The organism is Nostoc sp. XA010 (assembly GCF_020829625.1).
Taxonomy (GTDB): domain Bacteria; phylum Cyanobacteriota; class Cyanobacteriia; order Cyanobacteriales; family Nostocaceae; genus Nostoc.
The window spans coordinates 422,778-434,649 of sequence record NZ_JAIVFX010000001.1; the positions used below are offsets into that span (position 1 = coordinate 422,778).

The window sequence follows — 11,872 nt, forward strand, 5'->3', positions numbered from 1 at the left end:
TATCCCTGTTTAAGGGATAACTTAGAGCAGAAATAAAAACTGATGATTAAGTATCACTCGATAAAAGTAAACTGGCTTGTGGTTGAGGAATAAATTTTATGAAAGCGATGATTCTCGCGGCTGGCAAGGGTACTCGCGTGCGTCCGATTACCTATACAATTCCCAAACCAATGATTCCCATCCTGCAAAAGCCAGTGATGGAGTTCTTGCTGGAACTGTTACGCCAACATGGATTTGACCAAATTATGGTCAATGTTAGTCATTTGGCTGAGGAAATAGAAAACTATTTTCGTGACGGTCAACGGTTTGGGGTGCAAATTGCCTATTCCTTTGAAGGGAAAATTGATGACGAGGGTAAACTGGAAGGCGAAGCAATAGGTTCAGCTGGAGGGATGCGCCGCATCCAAGATTTCTCACCGTTTTTTGATGATACCTTTGTGGTGTTGTGTGGTGATGCTTTAATTGATTTGGATTTAACTGCGGCGGTTAAATGGCATAGAGCTAAAGGCTCGATCGCTACTATTATCACGAAATCTGTCCCCAAGGAAGAAGTTTCTAGCTACGGTGTGGTGGTAACAGACGAAGAGGGGCGTGTTAAAGCTTTCCAAGAAAAACCTTCAACTGAAGAAGCCCTCAGCACCAACATCAACACAGGTATTTACATCTTTGAACCAGAGGTGTTTAACTATATCCCCTCTGGTGTCGAATATGACATTGGTAGCCACTTGTTTCCCAAATTGGTAGAAATCAAAGCTCCCTTCTACGCCATCCCTATGGACTTTGAATGGGTAGATATTGGTAAAGTACCAGATTATTGGCGGGCGATTCGCGGTGTACTGCTGGGTGAAATCAAGAATGTGCAAATTCCTGGTCATGAAGTCGCCCCTGGCATCTACACTGGCTTAAATGTCGCCGTAAATTGGGACAAAGTAGATATCACAGGCCCGGTTTACATTGGCGGGATGACGAGAATAGAAGACGGAGCTAAAATTGTCGGCCCTGCGATGATTGGCCCTAATTGTTGGATATGTAGTGGCGCAACAGTAGAAAACAGCGTCATTTTTGAATGGTCGCGTCTGGGGCCAGGAGCGCGTTTAGTCGATAAGCTGGTGTTTGGACGTTATTGCGTGGATAAAACTGGCGCTGCAATAGATGTTCAAGCGGCTGCTTTAGACTGGCTGATTACCGATGCCCGTCAGACTCCGCCATCAGATACGCCTCTTGAGTTACAAGCGATAGAGGAATTGTTGGGAACAAACGCAAGTTAAAGTTACGAGTTAGGAGTTACAAGTTAGAAGTTTGGAGTTACTATTTCGTGTTTTCCTCTTCACTTCTAACTCTTAACTTTATTCCTAACTCTTCACTTCTAACTCCTAACTATTTAGATACGTATATCTTCTGAGACTCTGCTCATAGGTTTGTAGCAGTCGTTGAGATTCTGCTAGGGTGATACGGTTTTCTTCTAATGCTTTCTCGCAACGCTGGCGAATGTTTTCCACCATATCTTCGGAGTCATACTGGACATAGCTCACCACTTCGCTCATGGTGTCACCTTTGACAATGTGTTCAATCTGGTAGCCTTTGGGGGTCAATTGGATGTGAACGGCGTTAGTATCCCCAAATAGGTTGTGCAAGTTGCCCATGATTTCTTGGTAAGCTCCATTCAAGAACATTCCCAAATAATAGGGTTCTCCAGGCTTGTAGGTGTGCAGCTCTAAAACCGATTTGACATCGCGCAGGTCTATAAAGCGGTCGATTTTACCATCACTATCGCAGGTGAGGTCTGCCAAAATTCCCCGCCGTGTTGGTTCTTCATCCAAGCGGTGGATTGGCATGATCGGGAATAGTTGGTCGATCGCCCAGCAATCTGGTGCTGATTGAAACACTGACATATTCACGTAGTAGATGGAAGCCATGATTTTTTCGAGGTCTTCCAGTTCATCGGGTACGTATTCTTGCTGTCTAGTGATATTAAGAATTTTCTGACAACAAGCCCAATAGAGACGTTCGGCTTTGGCTCGTTCTCTGAGGCGTAAAATTCCTAAGTTGAAACGGCTGATAGCTTCTTCTTTGAATTGTGCAGCGTCGTGGTAGAACTCCTGATAATTCTCTTGGTTGATGGATTGGTAAGTTTCCCAAAGATAATTAATAATCGGGGATTCTCCCTCTTGTGGAGGTTCTGGTGAATCGAGAGGGACATCACTAGTACTGAGAACATCAAAAATTAGTACCGACTGATGAGAAGCGATCGCTCGTCCACTTTCGCTAATCAGTGTTGGTACAGGAACCTGCCGCTCTGCACAGGTATCTTTTAACTCTGCCACGATGTCGTTGGCATAGTTTTGCATGTTGTAATTTTTCGATGCATAGAAGTTGGTTTGGGAGCCATCATAATCTACGCCCAAGCCACCACCAACATCAAGGTATTTCATATCCGCCCCCAGCATCGACAATTCTACATAAATGCGGCTGGCTTCTTGGATGGCATCTTTAATCACATTAATCGCAGAAATTTGTGAGCCGATGTGGAAGTGCATCAACTGCAAAGAATCGAGCAGGTTAGCTTCGCGTAACTTGTCAACAGCCTCGATTACTTCAGGCATTGTCAAACCAAATTTAGCGCGATCGCCACTAGATGCTCCCCAACGTCCCATGCCTTGGGTACTGAGTTTGGCACGAACACCTAATATCGGTTTAATACCTAACTGGCGATTGGCATCAATTACCAAATCAACCTCTTCAATCTGTTCTAAGACGATGATTGGTGTTTGCCCTAGTCTTTGGGCTAACATTGCCGTTTCGATGTATTCTCGGTCTTTGTAGCCGTTGCAAACTAACAATGCTCCTGGTGTATCCAACACAGCTAGAGCAATCATTAATTCTGGCTTGGAACCGGCTTCTAATCCAAATTGATGGGGTTTGCCAAATTTTACTAAATCTTCAATCAAATGCCGTTCTTGATTGCACTTGACGGGAAACACGCCACGGTAGACACCAGGGTAATTATAGCGGGCGATCGCTTTGGCAAAACAAGCGTTTAACCGCTCAATCCGGTCTTCTAAAATATCGGAAAAGCGAATCAACATGGGAAGTCCCAAGTTGCGCTGCTTCATGGCGTTGACCAATTCAAACAAGTCAAGAGATCCCCCGCGATCGCCCTTGGGTGACACGGTAACGTGTCCAGCAGCGCTAATGGAAAAATAAGGTTGTCCCCAACCTTCAATCCGGTACAAGGCTTCACTATCCTCAATTTTCCAGGAGCGAGGTAAATCTCCTGTGGTAGGACTAGGTGGTAACAGCTTTTTTTGCTTATGGTTTTTCACTTCTTTGTGTCCATTGGACGGTACTTTTACCACCTCGTCAGATGTAGCAGTTGAATCAGCACCCATTTCTTCCTAACCTCTGTTTTTCGCCCACAATTTAACAATTTAACGCATTCATTTGGGAACGTATATGCACCCAATGATAATTTCTGAGATAAACTCTGATTGGTCAAGAGTCGTATGTCATTAGTCATTGGTCATTAGCTATTAGTCTCTAGACAGAGGATGACAAAGGACATAGACGCGCTAGCGGCTACTCTTCGAGTTCTCCAACGGAGTACCCGCAGGGTAGGACAAAGGACAATTGACCAGATAAAAAATTCATTAAGTTTTTGGAGATAGCTTTGGAACGTACATTCTTAGCAATTAAGCCAGATGGAGTACAACGGGGATTAGTGGGGGAAATTATCCGTCGCTTTGAAACTAAAGGTTTTACCCTAGTTGGTTTAAAGTTTCTGAAAGTCAGTCGGGAATTGGCTGAACAACACTATGATGTTCACCGGGAACGTCCTTTTTTTGCTGGTTTAGTGGAATTTATCATTTCTAGCCCAGTGGTGGCGATGGTATGGGAAGGTGATGGTGTTGTTGCATCTGCCAGAAAGATTATTGGTGCGACGAACCCCTTAACATCAGAGCCAGGAACGATTCGCGGCGATTTTGGCATCAATATTGGTCGCAACTTAATCCACGGTTCTGATGCTCCAGAAACCGCGCAAAAGGAAATAGCCTTATGGTTTAAGGATGAAGAATTAGTAAATTGGCAACCACACTTAACACCTTGGTTGCACGAGTAAAAAATTAGGGAGTGGGGAATGGGGAGTGGGGAGTAAGTGAACAATTATTCTCCCTCATCCCCCTCACTTATTTAGAGACTTCGCTCTTTTCTGGTTCTACTTGGGTCAATTCAGTGCCAACACGTTTGGAAAATCCCCAGCCTAAAATTAGGAAGATGGCAGTAATCATGATCCATTCTGGTGGAACTAAATTATCGTTCACCACTTTCAACAACAAGCGCAAGCCTACCAACGCTACAGTTACATAGCCTGCGTCTTCTAGGTTTTCATATTCGTCTAGCCAACGGATAAACAATCCCGCCATGAATCGCAGCGTAATAATACCAATTGTTGCACCCGTCAGCACTAGCCATTTTTCTTGAGAAACTGCGATCGCAGTTGTCACACTATCCAAAGAAAATGCCAAATCTGTAAATGCAATCACGGGTATTGCTTGCAACAATGAATTAAAACGGGGCCCGTGATGGTGATCGTCCTTGGTTTCTTCTGAGGTAAAGTGTTGGAATACTAACCACAGCAGATAAGCAGCGCCCAATAATTCAAATTGCCAGAATTGTTGTACCCAAGTGGCAGTGAGAATCAGGGTGATTCGCAGCACATAAGCAACGACTAAACCAAAGTTTAAAGCTCTACGCTCAAGTTCCTTGTCTTCCAACCCTTTTGCGATCGCAGCCAGGGCGATCGCATTGTCGGCAGATAACAGCGCCTCTAAAAGCACCAGTATCACCAGAACTATAAGGGCTTCAAGGCTGAAATGAAAATCGAGGTAATCAAAAATTCGGTCTAGCATTCCGGGTTTCTCAAGCAGAAAAAATTAAAATTTGACAAGAACAGAGATTTATATATTAAAAAGCGCAATAAATTGTCACTCTAATTCAGCTTAACGTGCTTGTGGTGCATTTTGAAGAGGGTTGAATGTATGCGATCGCAATTCGAGTGGGGGAATTTGCGTATAAGTCAATACACCCAAAGTTTTAACATCTGACTCGGTGCGATCGCAATGGGCTGCTGTCATTTCACATCTAAAATTAAAAGATGACAACAAAAATATGGTAAAAGTTTATGGATAACACACTTCTACAACGTATCACTCATAATCCAAATATCTGCCACGGTAAACCCTGCATTCGAGGACTTCGTTATCCAGTTGAGTTTATTTTGGAACTGCTCAGTTCTGGCATGACTACTGAGGAAATATTAGCAGATTATGACGATTTAGAATCTGAAGACATTTTGGCTGTCTTGTTATTTGCCGCTCGACTCAGCCAAGTCAAAAGCATCCATCGAATCGCCTCATGAAATTTATTGTCGATGCTCAGTTACCAGTTCGTCTTGCCCGTTTTCTCAAAACTTCAGGTTATGACACGATCCACACCAGAGACTTACCTGGAGAAAATGCAACGCCAGATAATGAGATTAATGCCGTATCAATTCAACAAAATCGAATTTTAATTACCAAAGATGTGGATTTTGTAAACTCTTTTTTAACAGTTTAGGAACCTTATAAACTACTTTTAATTACCACAGGCAATATCAATAAGATACTAGAGGAAATTGCAGGGCTGGGGACAACACCCTTTGAAGATATTAAAAGAGAGTTAGGGATATGAGCTACCAAGTAATATTAGCACCTTCATCTGTGCAGAAAATTACAGAATTGGACTCAGAGGTACAGCAACGACTAGCAAAAAAGTTAGATGAACTAGCATTAAATCCACATCCAGAAGACGCTCAACCATTGAAGGATACTGAACGGCTGTATAAGGTTCTTCTGGGTGAATACCGCATTATTTACCAGATTCAGGAGCAACCCTTACTACTAACAGTGATAAAGATTGCACATCTCAAAGATTATTAAAGCTTATCTGGTAAAGCGATCGCTTATATTCCACCCAATCGCAACCAAAATAAAACTTCAAAATTTACTCTACCACTACGCAACTAAAAATCTCACAAAATCTCTGCCAACTTTACCACCAGAGTATTTGCCAAATCCAAGAACCTGATGTCATCTGTATCAATGCTATTTCCTTCACCAGCTAACAGATTTTTTACAGCAGATAACCTGTCATTGGTTTGGGAAATTCTCCAAGATTCATCTAAGTTTACTGCAAAATCAAACAGCGATCGCTCTCCTAAATGCTGTCTTACCCTAACAGCTACACTATCATTACTTACCAAAAATTCTTTAATACTATCTAATTGAAAATTACCTAAAATTTCGTTATGTCCCCACGTTTCTAGCCAGTCTCCCTCCACATCTTCAACGTAAATATTGACAAAATCAACCCCATAAGTTAGCCAGTTCTGCTGCATTTGCCGTGCTGTTGCTAAAGCTTCAGCAAATGTATCTACTTGATTGTTGCAGTGAGTTTCTCTTTTGTTAGCCATAAAAGCTCTAATTAGCACGTAAGTATATAGGCTAGACACAAATCTGAAATATGAAATTCCTGAAAAGTCACGAAAATTTTAAATATTTGCCACCAGAAAGGTAATCACTGTTATACAGGGCCACGTTGACTAACTGGTTGACAAAATTAGCATCTTTGGGATTGTAACTTAAGAACAGCCCCCTCTCGATTTCCCACGATCGCAGTGTATTTTGCCAAGCTTCGTACTTTTGCTGATTAAGTTCTTCACTAACACTGGTAATTTGAATGCACAGTGGTTCATTGTTACGACTAACAATTAAATCTGTTGCCATTGAAAGGTCGGCTATATAACGCTGCCAAAAACTACCTTCTCGCTGAACAATATCTTGAGCTATTGATCTAATAATATCATCATCTACCTGATTAAATTCGCCTGCCATCAATTTTTGCTTCCAAATATAAAACTTGGAGTCACTTGCATTAAACCATCTGGGAAATAGATAACCATACCAATATCTCTCAATCGGTGTCATCAGATCGAACTTTGCTTTTTGTTCTTCTTCTGAAGGTAAGGATTTGATTATCAGCCAAATTGTCGAATCCGTAATTACCTCTAGCAGAAAGGCAGTGACAAAGGGTTTTGCCGTCAGAGAACCTGGCTTGATATGTTTTACCCAACGATTGATTTCATCTAATCTTCTCGCTAAATTATGATCTATCGAGGAGGCTTGGAGGGTAAGGGACTTTAGCTGATCCTTAATTTCTTTTGCTTGCAAACGATGCCCTACTTTCAGAAGATTACGCTTTTTTTACACACTGATAACTAGATTTTAACTTGAAAGTGTCTTTAGTTAATTTCCTGATGTCATTAAATATTCTCTAGGTCGATGCCCTGTGTACGTAAAGCCTCCCGCAGTCGAGCAATTTCTTGCTCTGCTTGTTGGGCGCGTTCTTCTGCCTGTTCGGCACGTTCTTCTGCCTGTTGGGCACGTAAACGTTCTTGTTCAGCCAATTCTTCTGATGATAGTATCAATTGATTTTCAGTAGTGAAGAATCTTAATTTACCTTCATAAACTCCCAAATAAAGTTCTAACTGCTGACTCCACAAACGGCCATCAGTGGTTACTTGGATTTCTTGATACTTCCCATCAACTAAATGAAATCCTTGAAGTTCCATTGTTACAGGATCAAACCAGAAATAATCTGGTGTACGGAATGTATCTTGGTAAACTTGTTTTTTTAAACCTTTATCAACTGCTGTGGTTGACCTTGACAAAATTTCCACAATCAGGTTGGGATATTTGCCGTCTTCTTGCCAAACTACCCAACTTTTACGGTCTTTTTTCTGGGTTCCCAAAACTACAAAAAAGTCTGGGCCTCGAAAATGTTCTGATTTTTTCTGGTTAGGACTGTAGTAAATCGTCAAATTGCCAGAAGCATAAAAATCTTGCCTATCTCGCCACCATAATTTGAGGATGCGAATCAGCAAATCAATTTGGTCGCGGTGCAGGTCACTTTCCAAGGGTGGTTCGTCACTCAGTATATCGCCAGGAGGAAAAATAATTTCGTCTTCTGAAATACCATCAGAGATGATTTCTAGAGTAGCAGGTTCAGACATCAGCGATCGCCCCGCAATTATACGTTCATTTTACTGGAAATTCGGTAACTTGCAGATGCTTTTAAGAACTTGTAACAACTTAATTGCACCGGGAGATTCATTCAGATTTAATAATGGCATTAACTGATAAGTTGGCTGTTCGTCACGTCTTAAATAAACAAATTGATAACGCAGTCCGTTAGTTGCCAAACCCGAAACTAATGGTTGTTGATCTAAACTTTTAAAAGCATAAGTGAGTAATTGAGGTAAACCTTCACCCACTTCAACCGCACTATTTTTCGTTTCAATTACTACAACCCAAAAAGGCGGCGCAATATTACTTTGGGGATTATTTATTGCTAAAATATCCATCCGTCCCGTAATTTTTCTGTCTTCATCTTCGACTGCGATCGCAATGCTATCTTCCATTGTCAACCGAATCGGCACATCGTAAAATCCTGAGAGCCGCATCAAGGGTGCGATCGTTAAGAATTTAACCAACCCTTCAGAAATTTTACGATCGCTTAGGTAACGATCAAAATCGTTTCTGATTCGTAATAAATCCTGCTGTTCAAACTCAGATAGTGGTTCTAGAGTTAAGAAGTCTGTGAATGAAGCATTGGAAAGCTTTTCTAATTTGAGAAAGCGATGAACATCGTTGAGAGATAGGCTGCTAGCTTCGACAGTGAGGGGCATAATTTCAGGCGTTCTTTGTCCAGACTACTTACATTTTGCAACATTCCTGGTAGATAGGTTGCAATGTAACCTCTTTACATTTCTTGATCGCTTGCTTTTGCTAGATGAAAATAAATGTAAACTAAATAACTCGGCAATTTCTACCCAGCTTAACGAAAATCTAAACATTGTCTAGCACAACTGGGCTAAGAATGGTTTTTAGTAACAATAGCGATCGCACTCATAACTAACCATGTCTCAACCAACTATAGAATCAATCTTACAAGAGAATCGCCTCTTCCATCCTGCCTCAGAATTCTCGCAGAATGCCCATATCAAAAGCCTGGAAGACTATCAGCGTCTCTACGATAAAGCCAAAGCCGATCCGCAGCAATTTTGGGCAGATTTAGCTGGAACAGAATTAGAATGGTTCCAAAAATGGGATACGGTATTAGATTGGCAACCGCCTTTTGCTAAGTGGTTCGTTGGCGGTAAGATGAATATTTCTTACAACTGCCTTGACAGACATCTCACTACCTGGCGCAAAAATAAAGCCGCATTGATTTGGGAAGGAGAACCAGGTGATTCGCGTACCCTAACTTATGCCCAACTGCACCGGGAAGTTTGCCAGTTCGCCAATGTATTGAAGCAACTGGGCGTCAAAAAAGGCGATCGCGTTGGTATATATATGCCAATGATTCCCGAAGCTGCGATCGCTATGTTAGCCTGTGCCCGAATTGGCGCACCCCACGGCGTAGTATTTGGTGGTTTTAGTGCTGAAGCTTTACGCGATCGCTTAATTGATGCCACAGCTAAACTGGTAATCACGGCTGATGGTGGTTGGCGCAAAGATGCGATCGTTCCTCTCAAAGAACAGGTAGACAAAGCCTTAGCTGATGGTGCTGTTCCCAGTGTAGAAAATGTCCTAGTTGTCAAGCGCACCGGACAAGAAACTTATATGCAGTTGGGGGGACGCGATCATTGGTGGCATGATTTGCAAAAAGGTGTATCAGCAGATTGTCCCGCCGAACCAATGGATAGCGAAGATATGCTGTTTGTTCTCTACACTTCTGGCAGTACTGGCAAACCGAAGGGCGTTGTGCATACAACTGCTGGTTATAATTTGTATACCCATATAACTACCAAGTGGATCTTTGACCTGCAAGACACAGATGTATATTGGTGTACCGCAGATGTCGGTTGGATTACTGGACACAGCTACATTGTCTACGGCCCTCTTTCCAACGGTGCAACCACGGTGATGTATGAAGGTGCACCTCGCGCTTCTAATCCTGGCTGTTTTTGGGATGTAATTGAAAAATACGGTGTTAATATTTTTTATACAGCACCTACGGCAATTCGGGCATTTATTAAGATGGGCGAACAACATCCCAATGCGCGAAACTTGTCTTCATTGCGTTTGCTGGGAAGCGTTGGCGAACCAATTAACCCAGAAGCTTGGATGTGGTATCACAAAGTAATTGGTGGCGATCGCTGTCCAATTGTTGATACCTGGTGGCAAACAGAAACAGGCGGTATCATGATTAGCCCGCTACCAGGGGCAATTCCCACCAAACCCGGTTCCGCTACTCTTCCCTTCCCAGGAATTATTGCAGATGTCGTGGATTTGGCAGGAAACACCGTACCCAATAACGAAGGCGGTTATTTGGCGGTGCGACATCCTTGGCCAGGAATGATGCGGACAGTCTACGGCGATCCAGAACGCTTCCGCCGCACTTACTGGGAACACATACCACCCAAGGATGGTAATTATACTTACTTTGCTGGTGATGGCGCGAGGCAAGATGAAGACGGTTACTTTTGGGTAATGGGTCGTGTGGATGACGTATTGAATGTATCAGGACACCGACTCGGTACAATGGAAGTAGAATCAGCTTTAGTTTCGCATCCAGCAGTTGCAGAAGCGGCAGTAGTGGGTAAGCCAGATGAACTCAAGGGTGAAGAAGTAGTTGCTTTTGTGACTTTAGAAGGCACTTATCAGGCAAGTGAGGAACTGAGCAAAGAACTCAAACTGCACGTTGTCAAAGAAATTGGTGCGATAGCTCGTCCAGGAGAAATTCGCTTTACAGACGCTTTGCCCAAAACGCGATCGGGTAAGATTATGCGGCGCTTGCTGCGGAATCTAGCCGCCGGACAAGAGGTATCTGGGGATACTTCGACATTGGAAGATAGAAGCGTGTTGGATAAATTGCGGGAAGGCTCGTAAGTAATTCCAAATGAGCTTAGTAGGGGCGCATATATGTGCGCCTTTACCGTCTGTCTTGTGATGCATTACGCGATAACGCACCTCATTTATCATAAAGATTAGAACATTATTGAGGCATTCAGAGCGATGAAGGTGAAGCGCAAACTGAAATCAGCATTTGTTCAATCTTTTAGAGGTATGACGCTGAGTATTATCACTGTAATTGGTTTATCACCATTAGTGTTAGCGGTTCCTGCAACAGTTTCTTTGCATTCCCCTGGACAATCGGTTGACAGACAACCACAAAAACTAGCACAGTTTTCAGACACAGGGCCATCAGAGCGATCGCAGATGCTGCAACAAGCCAATGCTTTATTTAATCAGGGAGAGTTAACAGGTGCAGAGGAAAATTTACGCAAATTCGTTAAACAATTTCCAGACGATGCCTTTGGACACTTTCAACTAGGAAATGTGCTTTTTCGGCAAAAGAAACCAGAAGAAGCAATTAGCTCTTATCAAGAAGCCATTCGCCTCCAGCCAAAATACGCTCTCGCTCATAATGCGATGGGTATGGTTTACGCAAGCCAAAGTCGCTGGGAAGAAGCCATTAGTGAATATAAAAAAGCTCTAGAAATTAATCCTAATTATGGTGAGGGGCTGACTAATTTTGCACTGGCATTGTGGCAAACAAATAAAAAAGACGAGGCGTTATCTTCTTTAGAAAAAGCTTTAAATATCTTCAAAGAACAGAATAGAGGTGAAAAAGCTAACCAAGTCGAACGAATCTTGCGAGAGATCAAAACTGCTGATGATCCTAGTGTTTCATGAAAATCACATTATTTAACGTTAAAGGATTGAAATATGTTTGATAACGTGTAGTAGATAGCCTAATTTAGTATCTTTTC

The 11,872-nt window shown here is 42.5% G+C and carries 14 protein-coding genes; 7 read left to right on the top strand and 7 right to left on the bottom strand.

Going from position 1 to position 11,872, the window contains the following annotated elements:
- The first annotated feature begins 98 nt into the window (after positions 1–98).
- Positions 99–1,268: a sugar phosphate nucleotidyltransferase gene (locus LC608_RS01850; protein ID WP_229551891.1), complete on the top strand. Its 1,170-nt coding sequence runs from the start codon at positions 99–101 to the stop codon at positions 1,266–1,268.
- 105 nt (positions 1,269–1,373) lie between these two features.
- On the opposite strand, the gene speA is transcribed toward LC608_RS01850, so the two are convergent.
- Positions 1,374–3,389, bottom strand: a complete 2,016-nt coding sequence (gene speA, locus LC608_RS01855; RefSeq protein ID WP_229551892.1) for a biosynthetic arginine decarboxylase — start codon at positions 3,387–3,389, stop codon at positions 1,374–1,376.
- Between the two features lie 278 nt (positions 3,390–3,667).
- Between speA and ndk the strand changes: the two genes are divergently transcribed.
- Entirely contained in the window at positions 3,668–4,117 is a 450-nt protein-coding gene (gene ndk / locus LC608_RS01860) for a nucleoside-diphosphate kinase (RefSeq protein WP_229551893.1), read from the top strand.
- Positions 4,118–4,184: 67 nt separating this feature from the next.
- Here the strand turns inward: ndk and LC608_RS01865 are convergent, their stop codons facing one another.
- The gene (locus LC608_RS01865; RefSeq protein ID WP_229551894.1) at positions 4,185–4,907 is read right to left on the bottom strand and encodes a TerC family protein; all 723 of its coding nucleotides are present in this window, start codon (positions 4,905–4,907) and stop codon (positions 4,185–4,187) included.
- 90 nt (positions 4,908–4,997) lie between these two features.
- Positions 4,998–5,132, bottom strand: a complete 135-nt coding sequence (locus LC608_RS36745; protein WP_267870927.1) for a hypothetical protein — start codon at positions 5,130–5,132, stop codon at positions 4,998–5,000.
- A 47-nt stretch (positions 5,133–5,179) separates the two neighbouring features.
- Between LC608_RS36745 and LC608_RS01870 the strand changes: the two genes are divergently transcribed.
- The 3 genes from LC608_RS01870 (at position 5,180) to LC608_RS01880 (ending at position 5,975) form a co-directional block, all read left to right on the top strand.
- Positions 5,180–5,416 carry a DUF433 domain-containing protein gene (locus LC608_RS01870; protein ID WP_229551895.1) on the top strand — a complete coding sequence of 79 codons (237 nt, stop codon included), beginning with the start codon at positions 5,180–5,182 and terminating at the stop codon, positions 5,414–5,416.
- A complete protein-coding gene (locus LC608_RS01875) occupies positions 5,413–5,613 on the top strand; it encodes a DUF5615 family PIN-like protein (protein ID WP_229551896.1) in 201 nt (66 codons plus the stop codon). The genes LC608_RS01870 and LC608_RS01875 overlap by 4 nt, the downstream gene beginning before the upstream one ends.
- A 110-nt stretch (positions 5,614–5,723) precedes the next feature.
- Positions 5,724–5,975 (top strand): type II toxin-antitoxin system RelE/ParE family toxin, encoded by a 252-nt coding sequence (locus LC608_RS01880; protein WP_229551897.1) that lies wholly within the window; start codon positions 5,724–5,726, stop codon positions 5,973–5,975.
- Between the two features lie 92 nt (positions 5,976–6,067).
- Here LC608_RS01880 and LC608_RS01885 read toward each other — a convergent pair whose 3' ends face one another.
- The 4 genes from LC608_RS01885 to LC608_RS01900 form a co-directional block, all read right to left on the bottom strand.
- Positions 6,068–6,508 carry a hypothetical protein gene (locus LC608_RS01885; RefSeq protein WP_229551898.1) on the bottom strand — a complete coding sequence of 147 codons (441 nt, stop codon included), beginning with the start codon at positions 6,506–6,508 and terminating at the stop codon, positions 6,068–6,070.
- A 67-nt stretch (positions 6,509–6,575) separates the two neighbouring features.
- Complete coding sequence (locus LC608_RS01890) at positions 6,576–7,265, bottom strand: hypothetical protein (RefSeq protein ID WP_229551899.1); 690 nt, start codon at positions 7,263–7,265, stop codon at positions 6,576–6,578.
- 92 nt (positions 7,266–7,357) lie between these two features.
- A complete protein-coding gene (locus tag LC608_RS01895; RefSeq protein ID WP_229551900.1) occupies positions 7,358–8,107 on the bottom strand; it encodes a Uma2 family endonuclease in 750 nt (249 codons plus the stop codon).
- A 30-nt stretch (positions 8,108–8,137) separates the two neighbouring features.
- Positions 8,138–8,782, bottom strand: coding sequence for a restriction endonuclease subunit R (locus LC608_RS01900; RefSeq protein WP_229551901.1), 645 nt, complete (start codon positions 8,780–8,782; stop codon positions 8,138–8,140).
- A gap of 232 nt (positions 8,783–9,014) precedes the next feature.
- Between LC608_RS01900 and acs the strand changes: the two genes are divergently transcribed.
- Both acs and LC608_RS01910 read left to right on the top strand, forming a co-directional pair.
- On the top strand, positions 9,015–10,988 hold the full coding sequence (acs, locus tag LC608_RS01905) for an acetate--CoA ligase (protein WP_229551902.1): 1,974 nt from the start codon (positions 9,015–9,017) through the stop codon (positions 10,986–10,988).
- 126 nt (positions 10,989–11,114) lie between these two features.
- Positions 11,115–11,795 (top strand): tetratricopeptide repeat protein, encoded by a 681-nt coding sequence (locus tag LC608_RS01910; RefSeq protein ID WP_229551903.1) that lies wholly within the window; start codon positions 11,115–11,117, stop codon positions 11,793–11,795.
- Positions 11,796–11,872 lie beyond the last annotated feature (77 nt).